We start from the raw sequence: 24,956 nt of genomic DNA on the forward strand, positions 1-24,956 counted from the left end.
TCGTGTCAGATCGTGATGAAAGTGCGCGGCTATCAGGCGGGCAACGCGGCATCGATGGCATCGGCGAGCCGGCCGACGATGTTGCCGATGTCGTTCTCCGTGCAGATAAACGGCGGAGCGAGCAGCACATGATCGCCGTTCTTTCCATCGACCGTGCCGCCCATCGGATACACCATCAAACCGCGCTGAAACGCTTCGGCCTTGATCCTCGCGTGAAGCTTCAGTGCGGCATCGAACGGCGTTTTCGTCGCGCGGTCGCGCACCAGTTCGACGCCGACAAAGAGACCCCGGCCGCGCACGTCGCCGATATGCGGATGCTGCGCGTAGTGCCCGCGCAGCAGCGCGCGCAACTGCTCGCCGCGCGCCCGGACATTGTCGAGCAACGCGTCTTCGGCGATCACGCGCTGCACTTCGAGCGCGGCCGCGCATGCCGTCGCGTGACCGATATACGTGTGACCGTGCTGGAAAAATCCCGAGCCGCCGGTAATCGTCTGGTAGATCCGGTCGCTCACGAGCGTCGCGCCGATGGGCTGATAACCGGCGCCGAGGCCCTTCGCGATGGTCAGCAGATCGGGCGCGACGCCGTCTTCATCGCATGCGTACAGATAGCCGGTGCGACCCATGCCCGACATGATTTCATCGAGGATCAGAAGCACGCCGTAGCGGTCGCACACCGCGCGAATCTTGCGGAAGTACTCGCGCACCGGCGGCACCGCGCCGGCCGTCGCGCCGACGACGGTCTCCGCGACAAAAGCCGCAACCGTATCGGGGCCAAGCGACAGGATCTTCTGTTCAAGCTCGTCGGCAAGACGCTGCGCGAACGCTTCTTCCGTTTCGTCCGCGCGCTGCTCGCGATACGCGTAGCACGGGCTCACGTGATGCGCCTCGATCAGCAACGGCAGAAACGGTTCGCGCCGCCATGCGTTGCCGCCAATCGCGAGCGCGCCAAGCGTGTTGCCGTGATAGCTCTGCCGGCGCGCGATGAAATGGCGTCGCTGCAATTCGCCCTTCTCGACGAAGTATTGCCTTGCCAGCTTGAGCGCCGCTTCGATTGCTTCCGAACCGCCCGAGACGAAATACACATGGTCGAGGCCTTCCGGCGCGTCGGCCACCAGCCGGTCGGCGAGTTCCTCGGCCACGCCGGTGGTGAAAAACGAGGTGTGCGCGTAAGGGAGTTGCCGCGCCTGCCGGTTCATCGCGTCGATCACGCGCTGGTTGCTGTGCCCCAGGCACGAAACCGCCGCGCCGCCGGAGGCATCGATATAGCGCTTGCCGGTCGAATCGATGATTTCGATGCCGTCTCCGGCGACGGCTACGGGCAATGCCTTCTTCGGCATCCGGTGAAAGACGGTGGACATGCGATTCCTTTTGACGAACGTCGAGTTTCAACACGCGATGTGCATTTATACATCATCGCAACATATGTTGTCAAAATAGATGCCGCCATATCATATGAATACCCGGACCAGAACCGTCATCCGGATCAGGCGACGTAAGCGCCCTTCGCATGCAGCGCGCGTTCGGCCTGTTCGAGCTGCTCGACGGCGCCCGCGCCTTCGAGTGCCAGCAGATGCGCAACCAGCGATTCGGCGATCGCGGTGGCCGCCACCAGCGAGGGAAAGAACGACGGGCTTTCGTGCGAAAAGATCAGCACCTTGTCGGCGTTCAGCGCGATCGGGGAAACCGCGCTGTCGGTGATGGCGATCAGCTTGCTGCCTTTTTCCAGCGCCGCCTCGGCGACGCGCACGGCTTCGACCGAATACGGCGCGAAGCTGATGACGATCGTCGCGCTGTCGCGATCGATACCGCGCAACTGCATTTCGAGCGTGCCCGCTTCGCCGGTCAGCAGCGACACCGACGAGCGAAACAGCCGGTAGCCATACACCAGCCCGAACGCGACGGCATAGCACGAGCGAAACCCGCCGACGTGTACGTGCGGCGCGCGCCGCAGCACGCGCGCGGCCTCGACGGTGACGCGCGCGTTGTGCGCCGCGGTCAGTTCGAGATTGTGTTGCTGCGCGACGAGCAGGTCGTGCGCAAGCGCATCCCTGGCATTGGCCTTGACGAGCGAACGCGCGCGGCTGGTGAGCGGCTCGGGCCGCGTGCGCACGCGCGCGACGAACAGGTCGCGCAGTTCGTTCCAGCCAGGAAAGCCGAGTTGCTGTGAAAGCCGCACGAGCGATGCGGGTTGCACCTGCGCGCGCTCCGCCACCTTGCGCATCGAGGACACCGCGACTTCGTCGGGATGATCGAGCAGAAATGCCGCGCCCATCTGGAATTGCGGGCTCAGTTCGGAAAAGCGCGCCCGGATCAGGGCGGCGAGCTGGTCGAAACTGTCGGGCATGCGATGTACCGGAGAGGAGGTTGACAACAAATGTTACCACCCGGGGCATCGCATGCGCCGCACGGTGCTATAACAACGCCACCACTCTCACGTCGCCCTGCTCCGCCGAAGCCACGACCTTGCCGGCCACGCGTGTGAACGTGATCGTCACCGAAGCATCGCCCACGCGCAGATCGCCCACTTCGAGCCAGTCGATGCCATCCGGCAGCATCGGCTGTTCGATCAGGACTTCGCGCTTTTCGGCGTCGATCGTGATGCCGAGACACGCTTCCAGCATCATGAACGGCGACCCTGCGGCCCACGCCTGCGGCAGGCACGCGACCGGATAGGCGGTGGGCGGCTCGCCGCGACGACGCGGGAAGCCGCAGAAAAGCTCAGGCAGGCGCATATCGAAGTTCACCGCCGCCTGGAACAGCGCCTGCAGCAGGCGCACCGCCGCGCCCTTCGCGCCGTAACGCGCGAGGCCGCGCGCGCACAACGCGTTGTCGTGCGGCCAGACGGAACCGTTGTGATACGCCATCGGGTTGAAACGGGCCTGGTCGGCGGCGAGCGTGCGCACGCCCCAGCCGGTGTGAAAGAGCGCCGATTCGAGACCGCGCGCCACCGCTTCGCCGCGCTCCTTCCCGGCAAGCCCGAACGCCAGCAGATGCCCCGCGTTCGATGCCATCACGCGGCACAGATCGCCATGGCCGTCGAGCGCGATACCGTAGAAGCCCATGTCTTCCATCCAGTACTTCTCTTCGACACACTGGCGAATCGACGATGCGCGTTTCGCGTAGCCCGCGGCATCGTCAGGCTGGCCGCGCAGCGTGGCGAAATGCGCCATCGTGTCGAACGCGGCGCTCGCATAGGCCTGCACTTCGACCAGCGCGATCGGGCCGTCGGGGAAGCGTCCGTCAGCGTGAAAGACGGAGTCGTGACTGTCTTTCCAGCCCTGGTTCGCAAGACCGCCATCGGATGCGCGCTGATAGTCGAGCAGGCCGTAGCGGTTCTTGTCGCACACGCCCGAGACCCACGCCGCGGCGCGCACGAGCGCCGGCCACAGTTCGTCGATCAGGCCGCGGTCGCCGGTGCGCGCGACGTAGGCACCGGCCAGCACGATAAAGAGCGGCGTGGTGTCGACGCCGCCGTAGTAGAGCGCGAACGGCACCTCGCCGGTCGCGGCCATTTCGCCCTTGCGCATCTCGTGCATGATCTTGCCGACTTCGGCATCGCGAAACGCGGAATTCTCGCGTGCCTGGTGTTCAGCGAGAAAGCGCAGCACGCCGCGCGCGAGGCCCGGCTGCAACCACAACGTCTGCAACGACGTGATGACGGCGTCGCGGCCAAACGGCGTCGAGAACCACGGGATGCCCGCGTACGGATACGGACCGGTCGCGAGGTCCGTCGTGAGGAGACCGAGGTCGGCGAGCGAGCGTTCGATCCACGCGTTGAAGAGCGGATTGCTCGAGCGCACGCGCGCCGTCACGCGGCGCCGCTCGCGCATCACGAGGTGGGCATCGACGAGCGCGGCACGCACAGCCGCGCGCCCCACGCGCGGTCGCGCGGTGTCGATCTGCGACAGGTGCGTTTCGCTCGCGCCGTGCGTCGGTTTCGAAATCTGCGCGCTCGCGATGGCCGCGCCGTGTGCCTCGACGTTGACCGCGACCGAAAGATAGATCGACACGCACGCCTGCGCCGGCAGTTGCACGGAAAAGTCGGCGCGGTCGGCGAGCAGTTTGGTGGGCGTCGGTGAAAACGCGATGCGCACGCGACGCGCGACGTTGTCGAGCCCGATATAGCCGAGCAGCACCTCGCCGTTTTCGACGCGTGGCGTCTCGATCGTGCCCTGCTTCGGACGCTTGAGGCCGCGCACCTCGAACATGTCGCGGAAGTCGCTCGCGAACGAAACGGACAGCGGCACGACTGCATCGCTCGTGCCGTAGTTCGTCAGTTCGATGGCTTCGTTCAGCACGGTGCCGGAGAGCACCCGCACGCGCTCAACGTGGATCACGCCTTCGGGTGTGCTCGTGCCGCCGAGCGGCGGCAGCGGACGGTTCGTCAGATGCGCGGTAAACGCCGTGTTGTCGCTGCTGACGCTGCCCGAGAGCAGCGAAGGCGCACGGCCGCCGAACGTGAGCCGCAGCCCCGACAGCACGCGCATGTCGTTGACGAAGAGGCCGTCGTCGCGGCCCGTGATGTCGCCGAGGGGGTCGTTGACGATAAACGTATCGCCCGATTTCAGCACGTACTGGTTCGCGGTCGCGACCGTGAGGGTTTCCGGCGGAATGAAAACGGCATCCGCATCGGGCGCCGGTACGTCCTGCTTGCCCGCATGCGACAGTCCACCGAGTGCTTCTGGATCCTGCATCAGCTTCTCTCCTTCCGGTTAGCGTCGTACCGATTGTAGAAGGTCTTGGTGAATCGTACGAATAGAGGACGCTTGCGATACGTCAGGATTGAACGGCAGACGGGCGGTTTCAGGGCGTGCGCGGGCGGCCCGCGCACGCGCGACGCACGTCCGACTGCAGGCTACGTGTTCTGCATACGCAACGATTCACCACGACGATAGCGATAAATCATCGGCACACGTGCGAAAAATCCGCGCTTTAACGCATCGCGCCGACGTCGCGAATCATGCCGTCGATATAGCGATTAAACGCCGCGGGGTGCGCGAGGTTCATGCCGTGCGACGCGCCTGCCACCGTTTCGCGACGCGCATCGGGCAGCCATGACGCGAGAGCGTCCACCGTGCGATGAAACATGAGCGGGCTTTTCTCGCCGTCGATCAGCAGCACCGGACAGCGGACGTCGGTGGCGTCGCCGGGTGTGTAGGCCGGTAGCGGATCCTGAAACTGCGGCGCGAGCGTATGCGCGTTGTCGGTCGCCATGCGGCGAAAACCGGCGGTGCTTTTTGCCCAGAAGCCAGGACGGCTCACCGAATCGACGAAGAGTTGCAGCCCGGCTTCCACGTCGCCCGCTTCGATCAGCTGCGCCGCGCGGGCGCGCAGCGCGTTGACGGGTGCCGGCAACGTCGCGAGGGGGCGTCCCTCGATCTGCAACGGCCCGCCCGGATCGGCGAGCGTCAGCGTGCGAACGTGCTGGGGATGGCGCCGCGCGCAATGAAACGTCACGCAGCCGCCGCGCGAATGGCCCACGACGTGCATGGGCCCAGCATCAAAACGGTCGATGAATTCCGCGACTTCGTCGGCGTGCTGGCTCCAGCTGAACGGCATGCCGGCGGGCGTTTCCAGGGCGGGCCAGTAGTGCGTGAGGCTGACCGCGACGCACCGGTAGCGGTCCGACAGGCCGCTCATCTGCGGTTGCCAGTAGCGGTAATCGCACAGCGAGCCGTGTACGAACAGCAGCAGTTCGCCGTCGCCGCGCACCTCGTAAGGCATGCGCAAGCCGTTGCCCAGCGTAACGAACGACAGCGGTGAAGCAGGATCGGGAGAGTTCACAAATGGAAAATGAAAGCGGCGCACGCGCCGCCTGCAGTCGTGCTGCGTGCGCCGCGTGTGCTCAGTCGAAGGCGTGCGAATGCAGCAGTGTAGACGCAGCGCCCGCTCCGCGCACGGCGCACGTCAGCGGCTCATCGGCGACGCGTACGTCGAGGCCCAGCTGGTCCGCTAGGTAACGGTCGAGATTCGCGAGCAGCGCCCCGCCGCCCGTCAGCACGATGCCGCAGTGGGCGATGTCCGTCACGAGTTCCGGCGGCGCGCATTCGAGCGCCGTTTTCACCGCGCCGATCACCTGCGTGAGCGGCGAGACGATCGCATCGGCGATGTCGTGGTTCGTCAGTTGAACGGTGCGCGGCAGGCCATCGTCGAGGCTGCGGCCGGTTGCGTTCATGCGCTCGGTCGGCACGTCGCGGATCGCGGTGCCGATGGTTTTCTTCACGTGCTCCGCGGTCTGGTCGCCGATCACGACGCCGTAGACGGCGCGCACATAGTTCACGATCGCGAGATCGAACTGGTCGCCGCCGACGCGAATCGAGCCGCTATACGCCATGCCGCCCAGCGCGATCACGCCCACTTCCGTCGTACCGCCGCCGATGTCGACGACCATCGACCCGGTCGCCTCCGACACCGGCAACCCCGCGCCGACCGCCGAGGCCAGCGACTCGCCGATCAGGTTCACTTTCCACGCGCCCGCCGCGGTCGCGGCTTCACGGATCGCGCGACGTTCGACCTGGGTGGCGCCTGCCGGCACGCAGATCGTGAACGACGCGCGGCGTCCGAAACGCGACACCGTGCTCGACATGTCGACGAACTGGCGGATCATGTGTTCAGCCGCGGCAAAATTCGCGATCACGCCGTGACGCATCGGGCGGATCGCTTCGAGATTGCCGGGCACCCGGCCGAGCAGCTGCTTGGCTTCCTTGCCCACCGCCGCCACCCGCTCCCGACCCGCCGACGCGTGCTTCTGGAAGCACACCACGGAAGGCTGGTTGAGCACCACGCCGTCGTCCTGCGTATAGATGAGGGTATTGGCCGTGCCGAGGTCCACAGCCACGTTCGGGCTGAAGAACCGCTTGAAGAAGGATTGTTGCGGCATCGCTGTGGCCATGGGCAGGCTCGACTCGTGTAAGCGGCCGTCCGCTGCCGGAGCGGCCAGATGTCCGTCGGCATTGCGTCGAGCCTTTAAGAGGCGGGCCACGATCGCGCGTCAGGTGCTTTTTTCGGGCTATTAACCCGATAACGGCACCCCGTACAAAAAACTTTAGGGGGCGCGCGATTTTACACAAAATTACACTTGGAATTAAATTATTACCGGTTGGGATAATGCTTTCAGACGCCCGCTGTGAAAGCCTTTTTGCCTCGACCACCCCGTTTTTCGCGTGATAGTGGCTGATACCGGTTGATACTGGCTGATACCGGATTGCCCGGCGCCATATAACCGCCGCGACGCGCCCGCATTCCTTTCAAACTGAAATGAATGCCATATGCCCCATGCACCAGTGCCCGCGCAGGCCACGCGTGCTTCCAATTGCAGGTATTCTTTTCACGCCTTTTTTCTAATGCTGCTCCATGCGTCGCATGGAAGCGTTCACTGGATTGGAGAATCGTTTGAGCCAACCCGCTGCCCAGCCCACCGCGCCCCCGCCGCTTCATGGCGCCCAGCTGGCGCTCGCGACATTTGCCGTCGCGCTGGCCACGTTCATGAACGTGCTCGACTCGTCGATCGCCAACGTGGCGATTCCGACCATCTCGGGCAACCTGGGTGTATCCGTCGATGAAGGCACGTGGGTCATCACCGTATTCGCCGCGGCCAACGCCGTGTCGATTCCGCTGACCGGCTGGCTCACGCAGCGTCTCGGCCAGATCAAGCTGTTCGTGGGCGCGATCCTGATGTTCTCGCTATCGTCGTGGCTGTGCGGGATCGCGCCGACGCTGCCCGTGCTGCTCTGCGCGCGGGTGCTGCAGGGCGCGGTTGCCGGACCGCTGATTCCGCTCTCGCAGGCGATCCTGCTGGGCTCGTGGCCGAAGGAAAAATCGTCGACGGCGCTCTCGCTCTGGGCGATGACCGCGACTGTCGGCCCGATCGCGGGGCCGGCGCTCGGCGGCTGGATCACCGACAGCTATTCGTGGGCGTGGATTTTCTACATCAACATCCCGGTCGGCATTTTCGCGGCAGGCGTGACGTGGATGATCTATCGTCATCGCGAAAGCCCCACCCGCAAGCTGCCCATCGACGTCGTCGGCCTTGGCCTGCTGGTTGCCTGGGTCGCCTCGCTGCAGATCATGCTCGACAAGGGCAAGGATCTGGACTGGTTTTCGTCGCCGTTTATCGTCGTGCTAGGCATTACCGCGGTGATCTGCTTCGCGCTCTTTATCGTGTGGGAATTGACCGAGGAAAACCCGATCGTCGATCTGCGGCTTTTCAGGCAGCGTAACTTTCTCGGCGGGACGATTGCGATTTCGGTCGCCTATGGCGTGTTCTTCGGCAATCTCGTGCTGCTGCCGCAATGGATGCAGGAATACCTGAACTACCGCTCGGTCGATGCGGGCCTCGTGACCGCGCCGCTTGGCGTCTTCGCGGTGATTCTCGCGCCCGTGATGGGGCGGGTCTTGCCACGCTCGGACGCGCGCATTATCGCGACGCTCGCGTTTGTCGGCTTTGCGATCGTCTTTTATATGCGCTCGAAGTATGTGATCGAGATCGACACCTGGCATCTCGTGCTGCCGACGCTGCTACAGGGCATTCCGATGGCGATGTTCTTCGTGCCGCTCACGGCGATCATCCTCGCCGGGCAGCCGCCCCATAAAATACCGGCGGCAGCGGGGCTGTCGAATTTCGTGCGGGTGTTCTGCGGCGCGGTCGGGACATCGATTGCGGGCAACACCTGGAATAACCGCACGGTGCTCCATCACGAACGGCTGACCGAGCGCGCCAGCATCGATAATCCCCTCTTCAACCAGCAGATCGATTCGACGCAGTCGCTTCTGCATCTGAATACGCAATCGGCGCATGCATTGTTCGATTTTCAGGTGAATGCGCAGGCCGCGATGATGGGGCTCAACGACATCTTCTTTATCTCGGCGATCATTTTCATTCTGATCATTCCGCTTATCTGGATCACGCGGCCGGCGAAAGGTGGTGGAGGCGGAGGCGCGGCGGGCGCGCATTGAAGCGGCGTATTTCTTCGGCAGGCTGCCACCCTGCGGCGACGCTCAGCGGAAATATCGCGCGGGCGTTTCACCCAGGGCCTGCCGGAACACCGCGATAAACGACGACACGTCGTTGTATCCCACTTCCAGCGCCACCTGCGTGACGCTCGCGCCGTAACCGAGACGCGCCAGCGCGCAGAGCAGGCGCAACTGCTGGCGCCACTGGCCGAACGTTTGCCCCGTCTCCTTCGAGAAAAGGCGCGCCGCGGTGCGCGCGGTCACGCTTGCGTCCTCGGCGAGATCGTCGAGAACGTCGGAGCGTGCGGGGTTGGCGAGCAATGCGTCGGCGATATGCTGGGCCCGCAGGTCCTTCGGCCAGTTCAGCGCGAGCGGCACGGGCGCGAGCAGCGGCAACTGGTCGAGAATGACGCTCACGATGCGGGCCTGCGGTCCTTCGGGCGGGTAATCGGCGCCGAATACGCTTGCGGCCGTCAGCAACGCGTCGGTCAGCGGATCGACGCTCACCACGCAGCAACGTTCGGGAACCGGCGCCGCATCGCCTTCGACGTACAGCGTGCGCAGCGCGGCATCCTTCGCGCACGACACGCGATGCAGTACGCCCGCCGGCACCCACACTGCGCACTTCGGCGGTGCGACCCACATGCCGGCTTCCGTGCGCACGGTGAGCACGCAATCACGCGCCCCGACGAGCCGCACGCGCGCGCCCGTGTGCCAGATGCCATCACCGGCCAGGCACCGCTCCGCCATCACGAAGACAGGGCCGCCAGCCGGTTCTGGATCGATCACGTCGTTCATGGTTGTCCGTTTTGCCCTGTTGGCCGATAAAACGGAGCAAATCTAGCATGTTGAACGAAGGTGCGCAGAATTTGCGTCGACGCGCCGGCAGCCCTGGGTTACCGCTAGAATCGCGGCTTTCAACCGCCGCGCTCACCCATGAACTATTCCGGCATCCTCGACCAGATTCATCGCGATCTCAAGCCCTGGCTGGGAAAGGGGCGCGTTGCCAGTTACATTCCCGAACTGGCGAATATTTCCGCTGAGCGCTTCGGCATGGCGATCGTCCGCACGACGGGCGAAGTGTTTCGCACCGGCGAAGCCGACACGCGCTTCTCGATCCAGAGTATCTCGAAGCTGTTCGCCTGCACGCTCGCGTTCCAGCTGCTCGGCGACGACCTCTGGCAGCGCGTCGGCCGCGAGCCGTCGGGCACGGCGTTCAACTCGCTCGTGCAGCTGGAGGCGGAACAGGGCAAGCCGCGCAACCCGTTTATCAACGCCGGCGCACTGGTGGTCACCGACGTCCTGTGCCGCCGGTTCGTGAAGGCGGAGACGGCGCTGGTGGAATTCATCCGGCGCCTTTCGGGCGAGCGCGGAATCGGCTACGACGCGGCGGTCGCGCAGTCGGAGTTGCAGCACGCCCATCGCAATCGCGCGATGGCGCACTTCATGGCAAGCTTCGGCAATCTGAAGATGCCGCCCGACCTCGTGGTCGACGCATACACCCGTCAGTGCGCGATTTCGATGAGCAGCGTCGAACTGGCGCGCGCGGCGCTGTTTCTCGCCAATCGCGGCGCGGTGCCTTCAACCGGCGAACAGATCGTCGACGCCAGTTCCGCCAAACGGCTCTCCGCCCTGATGCTGACCTGCGGCACCTATGACGCCGCCGGCGATTTCGTCTACCGCGTCGGTTTGCCGGCCAAAAGCGGCGTCGGCGGCGGCATCGTCGCGGTGCTGCCCGGCGAGATGGCGGTTTGCGTCTGGTCGCCGGGGCTCGACGCGAACGGCAATTCGCTCGCCGGCACGCTCGCGCTGGAATGGCTCACCACGTTCACCGGACAGTCCATCTTCTGATTGAACGCCGCGCCAGGTCTGGCTGCGGCGGATTTCCCCTTCTCTTTCCCCGTATCGCGATCGACTCCGCGAGGCGCCGGCGCGCCGTTTCGTCAAATTCAGCTTGACACTATATCTTTCGATATATATCTTAAGATATGTTTTACGACAAACGGAGTACCGACCATGCGTAACCACTCTCATCACGACCATTCATCCTGGCACGACCGCCGGGCCTGCGCCGAGCGCTCCTCGTGGCACTCGCTGCATGTCCTCTGGCACGCGATCGGGCGCCAGCATCACCGGCGCGGCGGCGGCCCGTTCGGGGGTGGGCCGTTCGGCGGCGGTCCTGGCGGCTTCGGCGGCGAGGGCGACGGCTTTCCGCGCGGCCGTCGCTTCACGTCCGACGACCTGCAACTGCTTCTGCTCGCGCTGCTCGCGGAACGGCCGAGCCACGGCTACGAACTCATCCGCGCGCTCGACGCGCGCTCGAACGGCTTTTACTCGCCCAGCCCCGGCATGGTGTATCCGGCGCTCACGTACCTCGAGGAAGTCGGTCACGTCACCGTCGAAGTCGAAGGCAACCGCAAGCGTTACGCGCTGTCGGAAAGCGGCCAGCAGTACCTCGGGGAAAATCGCGAACGCGTCGACCTGATGCTCGCGAAGCTCACGCATATCGGACGCAAGATGGATTCGGTACGCCGCGCGTTTGCCGGCGAGGAACCCGCCGACCCGAGCGAAGGCGGCTGGGTGCCCGAACTGGTCGCGGCGCGTCGCGCGCTGAAAAACGCACTGGTGCTACGCACCAGCGCATCGCCCGACGAACAGCGCCGCATCGCCGCGATCCTCGCGCGCGCCACGGCCGAAATCGAAGGCAAAACCGGCAGCGCGCCTTGAGCGCCGCGCCGGAACCTCATCTAAATGGGAAACCTCGCATGCTGAATACAAATGCCGATCTGGCGGTGGTGCGCGTGCGCCATCCGCTGAAATTCCGTCTGCTTCAGGTGTCGCGCGTCGAACCGCTGACGCCGCATCTCGTGCGCGTCACGCTCACCGGTGACGACCTGCGCGATTTCACGTCCGCATCGTTCGACGATCACATCAAGGTGTTCTTCCCCGCGCCCGGCGCAGACAAGCCCGTGCTGCCGGTCGCGGGCCCGGACGGCCCGGTATTTCCCGACAACCAGCCGCGTCCGGTCGCGCGTGACTACACGCCGCGCCGCTTCGATCGCGAAGCAGGCGAGCTTGTCATCGACTTCGTGATTCATGAGGTCGGGCCGGCTTCGGACTGGGCGCGCACGGCGCGCGTCGGCCAGTATCTCGGCGTCGGCGGCCCACGCGGTTCGTTTGTCATTCCGCAGGGCTTCGACTGGCATCTGCTGATCGGCGACGAAACCGCGCTGCCCGCGATCAGCCGTCGTCTGGAAGAGTTGCCGGCCGGCACACGTGTCGCAGCCGTGCTGGAAGTGCGCGATCCGTCGGCGCGCATCGAGCTCGCGACGCAGGCCGATCTTTACACCGTGTGGTGTTATCCGGACGACGGCGAAAGCACACTGCTGAACGCGGTGCGCGAAACGTTCCTGCCGGAAGGCGAAGGCTACGTGTGGGCAGCCGGCGAATCGGCGACGATCCGCGCGGTGCGCCAGCACCTCACCACTGCATGTGGCGTCGACAGATCGCGCATCCGTGCGGCCAGCTACTGGAAGCGCGGCGCGGTGGCCGTCCACGAAGCGATCGACGACTGACGATTCGCGCCGCGGGTCATATCGACGGCTACGGCACGAACGGCTGGGCGGCCGTCGCGCCCGTGCTGGTGGCCTTCGCGTGGATCAGCCGCGTGAAAGCCGTCGATGAGCCGGTTTCACCGGCCAGTCTGGAGCGCGCCGGCGTGCAGGCGAACCGGTAGACGTTAGCCGGTAGCGGGTCCGGGACGCAACGTGGAGACGCCCGGCCAGCCGGCCAACGATCAACCCGCGTCCCGATCCGTGCGATACAGCTTGATCACCGCCGAGAAGTCCAGCCGGCCCGCGCCCCTCATGCTCATCGTCTGATAAAGCTGCTGCGCGAGTGCGCCGAGATAGACAGGCTGGCGGGCGAATTTCGCGGCGTCGGTGGCGAGGCCCAGGTCCTTGAGCATCAGATCGGTGCCGAAGCCGCCGGTATAGCCACGCGACGAAGGTGCCGTTTCGATCAAACCCGGGAACGGGTTATAGGTATCCGAACTCCAGCAGCGCCCTGTCGATGTATTGATGATGCCGCCCAGCACCTTCGGATCGATGCCAAGCGCCTCGCCGAGCGACATCGCTTCCGCGACGCCGGCCATCGTGATGCCGAGCACGAGGTTGTTGCAGATCTTCGCGACCTGCCCCGTGCCCGTGTCGCCGCAATGCACGATGTTCTTGCCCATCGCCGAGAGCACGGGCTTGACGTGTTCGTACGAAGCGGCGCTGCCCCCCACCATGAACGTCAGCGTGCCCGCCGCCGCGCCGCCCGTTCCACCCGACACCGGCGCATCGACGAACGTGTTGCCGTGTTTCGCGGCGATTTCGGCGCAGGCCTTGACGGTCGCGGGATCGATCGTGCTCGAATCGATGATCGTCACGCCTTTCGGGATGCCCGCGAGCACGCCGTCCTCGGCGGTGAGCACGCTGCGCACGTGGGCGGCGGCCGGCAGCATCGTGACGACGCATTCGACGCCGCTCGCGGCCGCTTTCGCCGAAGCCGCCGCGCTGGCGCCCGCGTCGACGAGCGACTGCACCGCCTGTGCGTTCAGGTCGAACACGTTGACGGTGTGGCCTGCCTTCAGCAGATTGAGCGCCATCGGCGCGCCCATATTGCCGAGTCCGATGAAACCGATTTTCATGATGCTGTCTCCGTTGCCTGCATTCGGGATCGCGGCCTAGCGCAGGCTGATCGTCGTGTTGACGCCGTCGTGTACGGTGGCGTCGTCGAACCAGCGCGCGATGACGGTTTTGGTCTGCGTATAGAACTGCACGACCTGCTTGCCGTACGGCCCGAGATCGCCAAGCTTCGAGCCGCGCGAACCCGTAAAGCTGAACGCCGGCACGGGCACCGGAATCGGAATGTTGATGCCGACCTGGCCGATGTCGATGTCGCTCTGAAACTTGCGCGCCGCCGCGCCGCTCTGCGTGAAGAGCCCCACGCCGTTGCCAAACGGATTGCGGTTGACGAGTTCGATCGCCTCGTCGAGCGTCGGCACGGTCACGATGGACAGCACCGGTCCGAAGATTTCAGTGCGGTAGATTTTCATATCGGTCGTGACGCCGCTAAAGATCGTCGGGCCGATGAAGTTGCCTTTCTCGTAGCCCGGCACCTTGACGCCGCGGCCATCCAGCGCGAGCGTCGCGCCTTCCTTCACGCCGGCTTCGATCAACCCGAGAATGCGCTCCTTCGCCGCGCGCGAAACCACCGGGCCGATGTCCGTATCCGGCTCGCTGCCCGCGTTGACCTTCAATGTCTTCGCTTTTTCGACGAGATCGGGCAACCACTGCGCGGACGCGCCGACCAGCACGACCACCGACGTCGCCATGCAGCGCTGCCCCGCCGCGCCAAAGCCCGCGCCTGCCAGTGCATTGAGCGTCTGTTCGCGGTTCGCATCGGGCAACACGACGGCGTGATTCTTCGCGCCCATCATCGACTGCACGCGCTTGCCATGTTCGCTGCCGAGGCGATACACGTGCGTGCCGACCGCCGTCGAACCGACGAACGAAATCGCCTTGACGAGTTCATGCGTACACAGCGCATCGACGACATCCTTGCCGCCGTGTACGACGTTCAGCACGCCCTTCGGCACGCCGGCTTCGAGCGCGAGTTCGACGAGTTCCATCGTCGACATCGGGTCCTGCTCCGAAGGCTTCAGCACGAACGTGTTGCCGCAGACGAGCGCCATCGGGAACATCCACAGCGGAATCATCGCCGGGAAGTTGAACGGCGTGATGCCCACGCACACGCCGAGCGGTTGACGCAGCGTATACGTATCGACGCTGCCCGCGACGTTCTCCGCGAATTCGCCCTGCTGCAGGGTACCGATCGAACAGGCGTGCTCGACGACTTCGAGCCCGCGAAAGATATCGCCTTCCGCATCGGGAAGCGTCTTGCCCTGCTCCGCGCTCAGCGTCTTCGCAATGCGCGGCATATGCTCGCGAATCAGCGCCTGATACTTCAGCATGATCCGCATGCGCGCGCCGATCGGCGTGTTCTTCCATGTCTTGAACGCGTCGTGCGCGGCGCGGATCGCGGCGTCAACTTCGCTGGCCGTGGCGAACGGCACGCGTGCGAGCACGTCCTGCGTCGCCGGGTTGACGATATCGCGCCATTCAGTGGATTTCGATTCGACGAATTCGCCGTTGATCAGCAGTTTGACGGTCGCCACGCCGGATGCCTTGCTGGCGAGGGTGGATGGATTGGCACTCATCTGGATTCTCCTTTACGTTTGGCCGCTCGCGCAGCCGCACGGCAATGCAAACAATGAACGATGTAATCAGGTCGCAATATGTATCGTGTCTAGCGTTTCGGAACGGATTCACGCAGATCGGGGAAATCCTCTTCCCAGTACTCGCCAGGCAGGCGCGCGGGTTCCGCGGCGCGCTCCAGTTCGCGCCGTCGCAACTCGACGCGGCGGATCTTGCCCGAGATGGTCTTAGGCAATTCGCTGAACTGCAGCCGGCGAATCCGCTTGTAGGGCGCGAGCTTTTCGCGCGAAAACGCGAACACCGCGCGCGCCAGTTCCGGACCTGCTTCGTAACCCTGGCGCACCGTGACAAACGCTTTCGGCACCGACAGACGCAGTTCATCGGCGCTCGGCACAACCGCCGCTTCGGCGATGGCCTCATGTTCGATCAGCACGCTTTCGAGTTCGAACGGGCTCAGGCGATAGTCGGACGACTTGAACACGTCGTCCGCGCGGCCGACATAAACGTAGTAACCGTCGTCGCGTCGCATCGCGACATCGGACGTGTGATAAAGGCCGTTGCGCATCGCCTGAACCGTGGCCTTCTCGTTGTTCGCATAGCCGGTCATCAGGCCAAGCGGGCGCCGATCCAGCGGCAACGCGATTTCGCCCTCGGTGGCCGGTTGATCGTCGGCATCGACGAGTTCGATCCGGTAGCCCGGCAACGGTCGTCCCATCGATCCCGCCACGACCGGCTGGCCCGGCGAATTGCCGATCTGGCAGGTGGTTTCCGTCTGGCCGAAGCCATCGCGAATGGTCACGCTCCACGCATGACGCACGCGCTCGATAACCTCGGGATTGAGCGGCTCGCCCGCGCCGACAATCTCGCGCAGCTTGACCGGATATGACGCGAGCGGCTCCTGCACGAGCATGCGCCAGACAGTCGGCGGCGCGCACAGCGTGGTGACGTTAAAGCGCACGAGCGCGTTGAGGGTTTCCTTCGGCTCGAAGCGCGGCGTGTTGAAGATGAACACGCACGCACCCGCATTCCACGGTGCAAAAAAGCAGCTCCACGCGTGCTTGGCCCACCCCGGCGAGCTGATGTTCCAGTGAACGTCGCCGGGTTGAAGACCGATCCAGTACATCGTCGACAGATGGCCCACCGGATAGCTTTGATGCGTATGCTCGACGAGCTTCGGCTTCGACGTGGTGCCGGAAGTGAAGTACAGCAGCATCGGATCGGTCGCGTGTGTCCGACCATCGGGTTCGAATGACGGCGATGCGTCAGCGGCGCGCGCAAGATCGATCCAGCCTTCACGTGGCGTGCCAACCGAAATGCGCGTGACGCTGGCATCGATCGCGTCGAACTTCGCCAGCTCGCCGCTATCGACCACGACATACTGCGCGCCGCCGATCTGCACGCGATCGCACACGTCGTCCGGTGACAGTTGTGTGGTCGCGGGCAGCACGATCGCGCCGAGCTTCATTGCAGCAAGCATCACGTCCCACAGTTCGACGCGATTCGGCAGCATCAGCAGCAGACGATCGCCGCGCCCGACGCCGGTTTCACGCAGGAAATTCGCCGTGCGCGCCGAGCGCTCCGACATCTGCGCATACGTGTAGCGCGTGCCTTCGCTCGCCGCGCCGTCGACGATCATGAGCGCCGGCTGGTTGTTATTCCGCGCGAATGCGTCGAAATAGTCGAGCGCCCAGTTGAATTCGCCGAGCGTGGGCCACGTGAACTCGCGATACGCACTGTCGTAATCCGTGCGATGGCGAAACAACAGGTCGCGCGCCGCCAGAAAGCTGTTCGCTGCAGTCATCGTTGTCTCCTGATTGGCGCATGCGCGCTCTGTATCGGATTATTTTGCGCTCAAACGTACCGCGCGATCACCATTCTTTGTACCTCGCTGGTTCCTTCGTAAATCTGCGTGATGCGGGCATCGCGATAGTGACGCTCCACCGCGTAGTCTTCCAGGTAGCCGTAGCCGCCGTGAATCTGGATCGCTTTCGAGCATATGTCTTCGGCGATTTCGGATGCGTACAGTTTCGCCTGCGATGCCTCCGACAGGCACGGCAGCCCCTCGGTGCGCAACCGCGCCGCGTGATGCACGAGCAGGCGCGCCGCGTTCAGGCGCGTCGTCATGTCGGCGAGCATGTTCGCGATCGTCTGATGGTCCTTCAACGCCTTGCCGAACTGGACGCGCTCGTTCGCGTACGCACGCGCCGCGTCGAACGCCGCGCGCGCGATGCCGACGGCCTGCGCCGCGATGCCGATGCGCCCACCTTCCAGGTTCGACAGTGCGATGCGCAGACCCTCTCCGGACTGGCCGAGCAGATTGGCCTCGGGCACCGCGCAGTTGTCGAACGAAATCGGGCAAGTATCTGACGCGCGGATGCCAAGCTTCTTTTCCGGCTTGCCGACGTTGAACCCCGGCGTGGTGGTCGGCACGATAAACGCTGAAAGACCGCGCTTGCCGCGATCCGGATCGGTGACGGCGAACACGATTGCAATATCGGCGCGCGAACCGTTCGTCACGAACTGCTTGCTGCCGTTGATGATCCACTGGCCGTCGCGCAACACCGCGCGGGTGCGCAGGTTGTGCGCCTCGGAGCCGGCCTGCGGCTCGGTCAGGCAGAACGCCCCGATGCGTTTTCCCGTTGCCAGATCGTGCAGATACTGGTCTTTCTGCGCATCGGTGCCGAAGTTCAGAATGGGACCGCAGCCGACGGAGTTATGCACGCTCATCAGCGTCGCGCACGCCGCGCAGCCCGCGGCGATTTCTTCGATGGCGAGCGCATAAGCCACATAATCGCTGTAGGAACCGCTCCACTCCGCCGGCACGATCATGCCCAGAAAGCCGAGTTCGCCCATCTGCGTGACGATTTCCGGCGGCAATGCGCCCGCGCGGTCCCACTCGCCCGCATGCGGTGCGAGACTATGGGTCGCGAAGTCGCGTGCCGCGTCGCGGATCATCCGTTGTTCGTCGGTGTAGAAATCGTGCATGGAGTCCGCCTTGCCTTATGAGCGAATGGGGCGCATGGGTTCGCGCATGTTACGTTCGGTCTGTGCCATGCGCGGCCGTGATGTCGCGCATGGCGCGCCGGGACGGGCTGGCCGGCTTTGCGCCGCGTTGTTGCGGCGCAGCGTCACGACGCACGCGCGGCGGCACCTGATCAGAAAAGTGTAGGCAGTCCACAGTCCAGGTTCGATGCTCAGCCCGCTCAATCTCGGTGAGCGCATTTGCCATAGTCAGGATGAAAAGCGAAAAAGGCACCATTTCCGTCAGTCTCGTCGAGGAAACACTCGCCCTCGCCCGTGTACGCGGGCTCGACGTGCAACCCGTTATCGAAGCGGCCGGCATTGCGCCACAGGTGCTGGCTTCGCCGAAAAGCCGCGTGACGTCGGCGCAATACGGCGCGCTGTGGGCCGGCATCGCCCGCGCGCTCGACGACGAATTCTTCGGTCAGGACTCGCATCCGATGAAAAGCGGCAGCTTCGTCGCGATGACGCACGCGGCGCTCACCGCGCGCACCGGCGCGCATGCGCTTGCGCGCGCGGTCGGTTTCATGCGGCTCGTGCTGGACGACCTGCACGTGCGAATCGTGAAGGACGCCACGCGCGTGAGGCTCGAATTCACGCATCGCGAAGGCACGCCCGCACCCACCATGTTCGCCTGTGCGACGTATTTCATCCTCGTCTACGGCCTCGTGTGCTGGCTGGTCGGGCGACGCATCCCGCTCCTGCAGGCGCGTTTTCGCTGCACGGCGCCGCCGGCGGCGCACGAGTACCGGCTGATGTTCTGCGACGACATGGCGTTCGACCAGGATGCGTCCTTCGTCGATCTCGCACCGGCGTTCCTCGATCTGCCGGTCGTGCAGACCGCGAAATCGGCAAGAACCTTCCTGCGCGACGCGCCCGGCAATTTCGTCGTGAAGTACCGCAATGCCGGCTCGCTGGCCGCGCGCGTGCGCAAGCTGCTGCGGGCGCTGCCGATGTCCGCGTGGCCCGGCTCCGACGACATGGCGCGGCGCCTGCACGTCGCCGAAGCGACGATGCGCCGCCACCTGAAGCTGGAAGGCTATACATACCAGTCGATCAAGGACGACCTGCGGCGCGACATCGCCATCGGTGAGCTGCAGGACACCGACCGTGCGGTCGCCGACATCGCGGCAAGCGTCGGTTTCGCCGAACCCAGCGCGTTTTATCGTGCGTTTCGCAAATGGACGGGCATGCGCCCGACCGATTACCGCGTCACGTCGCTCACACAGCCCGCGGAAGCGGACTAAGCTATAGCTATCAGGCCAGTCCTTTCCGTCCGGCGCTTGCCGACAAGGTGTGCCGGCTGTCCGCGATGAGAACGTACTCGTTCCTCCTGCTCCGGCAGTCTGGTCCGCGCCGTCATGTACCCCGTGGCGGCCTTGCGGCCCGGTGTTTGAAGGTTCTGCGCGGCGCGGCCGCGTCGGGACTGCTGATGGCATTCGCGGCCCTTCTGCCACATTCCCCGTCATTCGCGGCGCCGGCCTCGAGAAGCGTCGTCGTGATTCCGGTCAACGGCGCAATCGGCCCGGCAAGCGCGGATTTCATCGTTCGCGGCCTCGCGCTGGCGGCGAGAGATCACGCGCAACTGGCCGTCATCCAGCTCGATACGCCTGGCGGGCTCGATACCTCGATGCGGCAGATCATCAAGGCGATCCTCGCTTCCCCCGTGCCTGTCGCCACGTTTATCGCGCCAGGCGGGGCGCGGGCCGCGAGCGCCGGCACCTATATCGTGTACGCGAGCCACATCGCGGCGATGGCACCGGGCACCAATCTCGGCGCGGCCACGCCGATTCAGTTGGGGATCGGCGGCGCTGCGCCGCAACAACCGGGCGCGTTGCCGGCACCGGGCGACGGGAAAGCCGCTTCGTCATCCGGCGCGGCGTCTGAGCCAGGCGCACTCGATACGCAGTCGACCGAGATCCGCAAGCAGGTACACGACGCAGCCGCCTATATCCGCGGACTCGCGCAACTGCGCGGACGCAATCAGGACTGGGCCGAACGTGCCGTGCGCGAAGCCGTCAGCCTGTCGGCGCGCGAGGCGCTCGACCAGCATGTGGTCGACCTGATCGCGCGCGACGTTCCCGACCTGCTGCACCAGCTCGACGGCCGCACGGTCAACACCATGGCGGGCGACCAGCACCTCATGACAAACGGGGCGTCTGTCGTGACGCTCGAGCCCGACTGGCGCAACCGTTTTCTTGCGGTCATCGCCGACCCGAACGTCGCGCTGATCCTGATGATGATCGGCATATACGGCCTTTTCTTCGAATTCGCCAATCCGGGTTTCGTGCTGCCGGGCGTCGCGGGCGCGATCAGCCTGCTCGTCGGACTCTTCGCGCTGCAACTGCTGCCGGTGAACTTCGTCGGGCTCGGGTTGATCTTTCTTGGCATCGCGTTCCTGATCGCCGAGGTTTATCTGCCGACCTTCGGCACGCTTGGCTTTGGCGGAATCGTCGCGTTCGTGATCGGCGCGTTGATGCTGATCGACACCGACGTGCCCGGCTACGGTGTGCCGGTTCCGCTTATCGTCTCGCTCACGGTTTTCAGTGCGCTCTTTATCTTCACGGTGTCGAGCGTGGCGATGCGCGCGCGGCGGCGGCCGGTCGTAACGGGCAGCGAGGCGATGCTGGGCAGCATCGGCATCGTGCTGGACGACGGCGTCATGCCGCCGGATGGCACGACCGCGAACGAAGCCTGGGCGCGCGTGCATGGCGAGCGCTGGCGCGTGACGAGCGCGGAGCCGCTTGCCGCGGGCCACGAAGTGCGCGTCACCGGGCGACGCGGCCTGCTGCTGACGGTCGTGCCGCTCGTGCGCCATCCGTCACCCCTATCACAACAGGGAGAACACTCATGATCGGTTTCACGTTCGGCTTTAGCAGCATCCTGCTCCTGGTGGTGATCGTGCTGATTGCGTCGTCGGTGCGCATTTTTCGCGAGTACGAACGCGGCGTGGTGTTCATGCTCGGACGCTTCTGGAAGGTCAAGGGGCCGGGACTCGTGCTGATCATTCCAGTCGTGCAGCAGGTGGTGCGCATGGATCTGCGCACGATCGTGTTCGACGTGCCGCCGCAGGACGTCATCACGCGCGACAACGTCTCCGTCAAGGTGAACGCGGTGATCTATTTTCGCGTCGTCGATCCGGAGCGGGCCGTGATCCAGGTGGCGCGCTATTTCGAGGCCACCAGCCAGCTTTCGCAGACGACGCTGCGCTCCGTGCTCGGCAAGCACGAACTCGACGACCTGCTGGCCGAACGCGAACAGCTCAACGCCGACATCCAGAAGGTGCTCGACGCGCAGACCGACGCGTGGGGCATCAAGGTCTCGAACGTCGAGATCAAGCACGTCGATATCAACGAAACGATGATCCGCGCGATCGCGCGTCAGGCGGAAGCCGAGCGCGAACGACGCGCCAAGGTGATTCATGCGCAGGGCGAGCTGCAGGCGGCCGCGCATCTGCTGGAGGCGGCGCAGACACTCGCGCGCCAGCCGCAGGCCATGCAGCTGCGTTACCTGCAGACGCTCACCACCATCGCCGCCGACAAGAACTCGACGATCGTTTTCCCGCTGCCCATCGACCTGCTGACCGCCGTGGTCGACCGGATGGGGAAAGCGTCGAATGTCTGACATGCAAGGGTCTTGAAGGCAGGAACCAGGCGGATTCATCGCATTGCGCGCAACAATGCATTGCCAGATGACGTCTTCCGGTTCGCCGGTCACACATCTAGAATGTAAGGGTTATCCCTTATAAAATCACCGCTACCATGAACATCCTTTCCCGTATCGCTGCCGGCGCACTGCTCGGCACGCTGCTCGTGCCGGCTGTATTCGCCCAGACTGCGGCGCAGACATATGATCCTTCCGCGCCGAAAACCCGCGCCGAAGTGAAAGCCGATCTCGCCGCCTGGCGCGCGGCCGGTTACGACCCGCTCGACTGGATCAACTATCCGGCGAACGCGCAGCAGGCCAGCAAAATTGTCGCGGCGCGGCGCGCGCAGTCGGCAGCCAGCGTGCAATAACCTGATAACAGGCCCCATCCTGTCGCATCGATCGCGCTATCCTGAGTCGGGTATCATCACGCCCCTTCGACTCCGGAAGCCGACACGATGCAAATCTGGGTAGACGCGGACGCCTGTCCGGTCGTCATCAAGGACATGCTGTTTCGCGCCGCACGGCGCGTCAGCGTGACCGTCACGCTGGTCGCGAACCAGTTCCTGCGTGTTCCCCCTTCCCCGTTGATCCGCACGATCCAGGTGCCGGCCGGCTTCGACGCCGCCGATGACCTGATCGCCGAACGCGTGGTCGCCGGCGACCTCGTGATCACCGCCGACATCCCGCTCGCCGCCGCCGTGCTGCAAAAAAACGCGCACGCGCTCGATCCGCGCGGCAACTGGTACAGCCCCGGCACGATCGAAGAACGCCTGCGCATGCGCGCGATGCTCGACCAGTTGCGCGGCAGCGGCGTCGACACGGGCGGCCCGTCCGCCTTCAGCGCGCGCGATACGAAGACCTTCGCGGGAGAGCTCGACCGGTGGCTCGCGCGTCATGCGCCGCGCACCGTTGCGCCTGGCTCCCTGCCGGCCGGTACGTCCACGCCCGACGGCGACCCGCAAGGTCCGCACGAAGGCTGAAGCGCGTCAACCGGTGTTGCACCGCCTCCACGAAGCACGCGACGAACTGCTACTTCACGATCAATCGTGTTTACAATCCGCCCGTGGCATGCGGTCGTGGCTGGCCCGCGTCCGGTTTCGTTTGCCTTGCAGCCGGAACGCGGCGCCCGCCCATTACAAGAAACCATCAGCACACAACGAGAGACGCACTCATGGACTCCGTAAAACGCTATTTCGGCTTCGACGAAGCCGGCACCAATCTGCGCACCGAAGTGCTGGCAGGCGTGACCACGTTCCTGACGATGGCCTACATCATCTTCGTGAATCCGGCGATTCTCGGCGATGCGGGCATGCCGAAAGAATCCGTGTTCGTCGCCACCTGTCTTGTGTCCGCACTCGCCACGCTCATCATGGGGCTGTACGCGAACTACCCGATCGCCTGCGCGCCGGGCATGGGGCTCAATGCGTATTTCGCGTACACGGTCGTGAAAGGCATGGGGTTCACGTGGCAGGCCGCACTGGGCGCCGTGTTCATTTCCGGGTGCCTGTTCCTGATCGTGACGCTGTTCCGGGTACGCGAAGTCATCGTGAACGGCATCCCGCATTCGATCCGTATCGCCATCACGGGCGGCATCGGCCTCTTTCTCGCGATCATCTCGCTCAAGTCGGCGGGTATCGTGGTGGCCGATCCGGCGACGCTCGTCACGCTCGGCAACCTGCACGACGCGCATGTGGTGCTCGCGATCGTCGGCTTTTTCACGATCGCGACGCTCGACTTCCTGCGCGTGCGCGGCGCGATCCTGATCGGCATCGTCGGCGTGACCGTGCTCAGCTTTTTCTTCGGCGGCAATCATTTCAACGGTATTGTGTCCGCGCCGCCTTCGATCGACGCGACGCTCTTTCACCTCGATATCCGCGCTGCGCTGTCGGGTGGGGTGCTCAACGTGATTCTCGTGTTCTTCCTCGTCGAACTGTTCGACGCGACCGGGACCCTGATGGGCGTCGCGAACCGCGCCGGCCTGCTCGTCAAGGGCAAGATGCATCGCCTGAACAGGGCGCTGCTCGCCGACAGCACCGCGATTCTGGCGGGCTCCATGCTCGGCACGTCGTCGACGACGGCGTATATCGAAAGCGCGTCTGGCGTGCAGGCCGGTGGCCGCACGGGCGTGACGGCGATTACCGTCGGCGTGCTGTTCCTCGCTGCGCTGTTTTTCGCGCCGCTCGCGGGCGTCGTGCCGGGATACGCCACCGCGCCGGCGCTTCTCTACGTGTCTTGCCTGATGCTGCGCGAAATGGCCGACCTGCCGTGGGACGACGCCACGGAAGTCGTGCCGGCCGCCCTCACCACGCTGCTGATGCCGTTCACGTATTCGATCGCAAACGGCGTGGCGTTCGGCTTTATCTCGTACGCCGGGCTGAAACTGCTGACGGGTCAGGCACGCCAGGTCAAGCCTGTTGTGTGGATCATCGCGGCCGTTTTTCTGTTCCGCTATTTCTATCTGGGCGCCGAATAGGCGCTTGCTGACCCAACCTCAGGGACATCGCCACGTGCAAAACTCCACCTCACAGGACCGCTATTCGAAGCCTGCCGTGTTCTTTCACTGGGCAATCTTCCTGCTGGTTGCGCTCGCGTATCTGGCCATCGAGATTCGCGGCCCGAAGGGCAGCGATAGCCGCATTTTCTGGAGCGACGTGCATTACTGGGCCGGCACGCTCGTGCTCACGTTCGCGGTTTTCCGGCTGGTGTGGCGCCTGTGGCGCGGCGCGCCCGATGAAATAGAAGTCAACGCCGTGCTGACTTTTTTCGCGCGACTCGCTCACCTCGCGCTGTATCTGTTCATTTTCGTGCAGCCGCTGCTTGGCATTCTGACGATCAATACGGGTGGGCATCCGCTGACGCTGGCCGGATTGAACGTCGACATCACGCTGGTGGGAAAAGACACGATTGCGCGATCCGCCATCAAAACCGCGCATGAGTGGATTGGCAATGCGTTTTACTTCGTGATCGGACTGCACGCACTGGGCGCGCTCACGCATCACATCGTATTCAGGGATCGCACGCTGCGTCGCATGCTTTGAGCGCGTCACGGACGTAGTCCGTCGACGCAGACTT

Annotated in this window: 21 protein-coding genes; 11 read left to right on the forward strand and 10 right to left on the reverse strand. The window is 64.7% G+C overall.

The annotated features are described in order from the left end of the window. Nucleotides 1–32: 32 nt before the first annotated feature. The 5 genes from BLV45_RS14575 to mreB all read right to left on the reverse strand — a co-directional run bounded on the left by BLV45_RS14575 (nucleotide 33) and on the right by mreB (nucleotide 6,892). Nucleotides 33–1,358 carry an aspartate aminotransferase family protein gene (locus tag BLV45_RS14575; RefSeq protein ID WP_090534182.1) on the reverse strand — a complete coding sequence of 442 codons (1,326 nt, stop codon included), beginning with the start codon at nucleotides 1,356–1,358 and terminating at the stop codon, nucleotides 33–35. Nucleotides 1,359–1,483: 125 nt separating this feature from the next. After that, entirely contained in the window at nucleotides 1,484–2,344 is an 861-nt protein-coding gene (locus BLV45_RS14580; RefSeq protein ID WP_090534184.1) for a MurR/RpiR family transcriptional regulator, read from the reverse strand. A 67-nt stretch (nucleotides 2,345–2,411) separates the two neighbouring features. Next, nucleotides 2,412–4,694 carry an amylo-alpha-1,6-glucosidase gene (locus tag BLV45_RS14585; protein ID WP_090534186.1) on the reverse strand — a complete coding sequence of 761 codons (2,283 nt, stop codon included), beginning with the start codon at nucleotides 4,692–4,694 and terminating at the stop codon, nucleotides 2,412–2,414. 238 nt (nucleotides 4,695–4,932) lie between these two features. Further along, nucleotides 4,933–5,724 carry an alpha/beta fold hydrolase gene (locus BLV45_RS14590; protein ID WP_090534673.1) on the reverse strand — a complete coding sequence of 264 codons (792 nt, stop codon included), beginning with the start codon at nucleotides 5,722–5,724 and terminating at the stop codon, nucleotides 4,933–4,935. A gap of 121 nt (nucleotides 5,725–5,845) precedes the next feature. Continuing rightward, a complete protein-coding gene (gene mreB, locus BLV45_RS14595; protein ID WP_090534188.1) occupies nucleotides 5,846–6,892 on the reverse strand; it encodes a rod shape-determining protein in 1,047 nt (348 codons plus the stop codon). A 470-nt stretch (nucleotides 6,893–7,362) separates the two neighbouring features. On the opposite strand from mreB, the gene BLV45_RS14600 reads away from it, so the two are divergent. Beyond that, nucleotides 7,363–8,955 carry a DHA2 family efflux MFS transporter permease subunit gene (locus tag BLV45_RS14600; protein WP_090534190.1) on the forward strand — a complete coding sequence of 531 codons (1,593 nt, stop codon included), beginning with the start codon at nucleotides 7,363–7,365 and terminating at the stop codon, nucleotides 8,953–8,955. A gap of 42 nt (nucleotides 8,956–8,997) precedes the next feature. Here the strand turns inward: BLV45_RS14600 and BLV45_RS14605 are convergent, their stop codons facing one another. Continuing rightward, nucleotides 8,998–9,750: an AraC family transcriptional regulator gene (locus BLV45_RS14605; RefSeq protein WP_090534192.1), complete on the reverse strand. Its 753-nt coding sequence runs from the start codon at nucleotides 9,748–9,750 to the stop codon at nucleotides 8,998–9,000. Between the two features lie 138 nt (nucleotides 9,751–9,888). Here BLV45_RS14605 and BLV45_RS14610 point away from each other — a divergent pair, with 138 nt between their 5' ends. The 3 genes from BLV45_RS14610 to BLV45_RS14620 all read left to right on the forward strand — a co-directional run bounded on the left by BLV45_RS14610 (nucleotide 9,889) and on the right by BLV45_RS14620 (nucleotide 12,527). Next, nucleotides 9,889–10,803, forward strand: coding sequence for a glutaminase (locus BLV45_RS14610; RefSeq protein ID WP_090534194.1), 915 nt, complete (start codon nucleotides 9,889–9,891; stop codon nucleotides 10,801–10,803). A 165-nt stretch (nucleotides 10,804–10,968) separates the two neighbouring features. Continuing rightward, nucleotides 10,969–11,679: a PadR family transcriptional regulator gene (locus BLV45_RS14615; RefSeq protein WP_090534196.1), complete on the forward strand. Its 711-nt coding sequence runs from the start codon at nucleotides 10,969–10,971 to the stop codon at nucleotides 11,677–11,679. Nucleotides 11,680–11,717: 38 nt separating this feature from the next. Next, nucleotides 11,718–12,527 carry a siderophore-interacting protein gene (locus tag BLV45_RS14620; RefSeq protein ID WP_090534198.1) on the forward strand — a complete coding sequence of 270 codons (810 nt, stop codon included), beginning with the start codon at nucleotides 11,718–11,720 and terminating at the stop codon, nucleotides 12,525–12,527. A gap of 221 nt (nucleotides 12,528–12,748) precedes the next feature. Here BLV45_RS14620 and mmsB read toward each other — a convergent pair whose 3' ends face one another. From mmsB to BLV45_RS14640, 4 genes are all read right to left on the reverse strand, one after another. After that, entirely contained in the window at nucleotides 12,749–13,645 is an 897-nt protein-coding gene (gene mmsB / locus BLV45_RS14625; protein WP_090534200.1) for a 3-hydroxyisobutyrate dehydrogenase, read from the reverse strand. A 36-nt stretch (nucleotides 13,646–13,681) separates the two neighbouring features. Next, nucleotides 13,682–15,217: a CoA-acylating methylmalonate-semialdehyde dehydrogenase gene (locus BLV45_RS14630; protein ID WP_090534203.1), complete on the reverse strand. Its 1,536-nt coding sequence runs from the start codon at nucleotides 15,215–15,217 to the stop codon at nucleotides 13,682–13,684. Between the two features lie 89 nt (nucleotides 15,218–15,306). Then, complete coding sequence (locus BLV45_RS14635) at nucleotides 15,307–17,016, reverse strand: AMP-binding protein (protein WP_090534206.1); 1,710 nt, start codon at nucleotides 17,014–17,016, stop codon at nucleotides 15,307–15,309. A 50-nt stretch (nucleotides 17,017–17,066) separates the two neighbouring features. Then, the gene (locus BLV45_RS14640; protein ID WP_090534208.1) at nucleotides 17,067–18,200 is read right to left on the reverse strand and encodes an acyl-CoA dehydrogenase family protein; all 1,134 of its coding nucleotides are present in this window, start codon (nucleotides 18,198–18,200) and stop codon (nucleotides 17,067–17,069) included. A 251-nt stretch (nucleotides 18,201–18,451) separates the two neighbouring features. Here BLV45_RS14640 and BLV45_RS14645 point away from each other — a divergent pair, with 251 nt between their 5' ends. The 7 genes from BLV45_RS14645 (at nucleotide 18,452) to BLV45_RS14675 (ending at nucleotide 24,922) form a co-directional block, all read left to right on the forward strand. Further along, nucleotides 18,452–19,483: an AraC family transcriptional regulator gene (locus BLV45_RS14645; protein WP_090534210.1), complete on the forward strand. Its 1,032-nt coding sequence runs from the start codon at nucleotides 18,452–18,454 to the stop codon at nucleotides 19,481–19,483. Nucleotides 19,484–19,548: 65 nt separating this feature from the next. Next, a complete protein-coding gene (locus tag BLV45_RS14650; RefSeq protein ID WP_090534212.1) occupies nucleotides 19,549–21,090 on the forward strand; it encodes an NfeD family protein in 1,542 nt (513 codons plus the stop codon). After that, on the forward strand, nucleotides 21,087–21,860 hold the full coding sequence (locus BLV45_RS14655) for a slipin family protein (RefSeq protein ID WP_090534214.1): 774 nt from the start codon (nucleotides 21,087–21,089) through the stop codon (nucleotides 21,858–21,860). The genes BLV45_RS14650 and BLV45_RS14655 overlap by 4 nt, the downstream gene beginning before the upstream one ends. A gap of 137 nt (nucleotides 21,861–21,997) precedes the next feature. Further along, nucleotides 21,998–22,252 carry a DUF4148 domain-containing protein gene (locus BLV45_RS14660; RefSeq protein ID WP_090534216.1) on the forward strand — a complete coding sequence of 85 codons (255 nt, stop codon included), beginning with the start codon at nucleotides 21,998–22,000 and terminating at the stop codon, nucleotides 22,250–22,252. 87 nt (nucleotides 22,253–22,339) lie between these two features. Next, the gene (locus tag BLV45_RS14665; protein ID WP_090534219.1) at nucleotides 22,340–22,864 is read left to right on the forward strand and encodes a YaiI/YqxD family protein; all 525 of its coding nucleotides are present in this window, start codon (nucleotides 22,340–22,342) and stop codon (nucleotides 22,862–22,864) included. A 191-nt stretch (nucleotides 22,865–23,055) separates the two neighbouring features. Continuing rightward, complete coding sequence (locus tag BLV45_RS14670; RefSeq protein ID WP_090534221.1) at nucleotides 23,056–24,357, forward strand: NCS2 family permease; 1,302 nt, start codon at nucleotides 23,056–23,058, stop codon at nucleotides 24,355–24,357. A gap of 34 nt (nucleotides 24,358–24,391) precedes the next feature. Further along, nucleotides 24,392–24,922: a cytochrome b gene (locus BLV45_RS14675; protein ID WP_245753274.1), complete on the forward strand. Its 531-nt coding sequence runs from the start codon at nucleotides 24,392–24,394 to the stop codon at nucleotides 24,920–24,922. The last annotated feature ends 34 nt before the right edge of the window (nucleotides 24,923–24,956 follow it).

Origin of the sequence: Paraburkholderia sartisoli, assembly GCF_900107685.1 — a bacterium.
GTDB lineage: Bacteria > Pseudomonadota > Gammaproteobacteria > Burkholderiales > Burkholderiaceae > Paraburkholderia > Paraburkholderia sartisoli.

Bases quoted from the DNA above. Each gene is read 5' to 3' on its own strand.
- BLV45_RS14575 (WP_090534182.1), bottom strand. From the start codon at position 1,358: ATGTCCACCGTCTTTCACCGGATGCCGAAGAAGGCATTGCCCGTAGCC.
- BLV45_RS14580 (WP_090534184.1), bottom strand. From the start codon at position 2,344: ATGCCCGACAGTTTCGACCAGCTCGCCGCCCTGATCCGGGCGCGCTTT.
- BLV45_RS14585 (WP_090534186.1), bottom strand. From the start codon at position 4,694: ATGCAGGATCCAGAAGCACTCGGTGGACTGTCGCATGCGGGCAAGCAG.
- BLV45_RS14590 (WP_090534673.1), bottom strand. From the start codon at position 5,724: ATGCCTTACGAGGTGCGCGGCGACGGCGAACTGCTGCTGTTCGTACAC.
- mreB (WP_090534188.1), bottom strand. From the start codon at position 6,892: ATGGCCACAGCGATGCCGCAACAATCCTTCTTCAAGCGGTTCTTCAGC.
- BLV45_RS14600 (WP_090534190.1), top strand. From the start codon at position 7,363: ATGGAAGCGTTCACTGGATTGGAGAATCGTTTGAGCCAACCCGCTGCC.
- BLV45_RS14605 (WP_090534192.1), bottom strand. From the start codon at position 9,750: ATGAACGACGTGATCGATCCAGAACCGGCTGGCGGCCCTGTCTTCGTG.
- BLV45_RS14610 (WP_090534194.1), top strand. From the start codon at position 9,889: ATGAACTATTCCGGCATCCTCGACCAGATTCATCGCGATCTCAAGCCC.
- BLV45_RS14615 (WP_090534196.1), top strand. From the start codon at position 10,969: ATGCGTAACCACTCTCATCACGACCATTCATCCTGGCACGACCGCCGG.
- BLV45_RS14620 (WP_090534198.1), top strand. From the start codon at position 11,718: ATGCTGAATACAAATGCCGATCTGGCGGTGGTGCGCGTGCGCCATCCG.
- mmsB (WP_090534200.1), bottom strand. From the start codon at position 13,645: ATGAAAATCGGTTTCATCGGACTCGGCAATATGGGCGCGCCGATGGCG.
- BLV45_RS14630 (WP_090534203.1), bottom strand. From the start codon at position 15,217: ATGAGTGCCAATCCATCCACCCTCGCCAGCAAGGCATCCGGCGTGGCG.
- BLV45_RS14635 (WP_090534206.1), bottom strand. From the start codon at position 17,016: ATGACTGCAGCGAACAGCTTTCTGGCGGCGCGCGACCTGTTGTTTCGC.
- BLV45_RS14640 (WP_090534208.1), bottom strand. From the start codon at position 18,200: ATGCACGATTTCTACACCGACGAACAACGGATGATCCGCGACGCGGCA.
- BLV45_RS14645 (WP_090534210.1), top strand. From the start codon at position 18,452: ATGAAAAGCGAAAAAGGCACCATTTCCGTCAGTCTCGTCGAGGAAACA.
- BLV45_RS14650 (WP_090534212.1), top strand. From the start codon at position 19,549: ATGAGAACGTACTCGTTCCTCCTGCTCCGGCAGTCTGGTCCGCGCCGT.
- BLV45_RS14655 (WP_090534214.1), top strand. From the start codon at position 21,087: ATGATCGGTTTCACGTTCGGCTTTAGCAGCATCCTGCTCCTGGTGGTG.
- BLV45_RS14660 (WP_090534216.1), top strand. From the start codon at position 21,998: ATGAACATCCTTTCCCGTATCGCTGCCGGCGCACTGCTCGGCACGCTG.
- BLV45_RS14665 (WP_090534219.1), top strand. From the start codon at position 22,340: ATGCAAATCTGGGTAGACGCGGACGCCTGTCCGGTCGTCATCAAGGAC.
- BLV45_RS14670 (WP_090534221.1), top strand. From the start codon at position 23,056: ATGGACTCCGTAAAACGCTATTTCGGCTTCGACGAAGCCGGCACCAAT.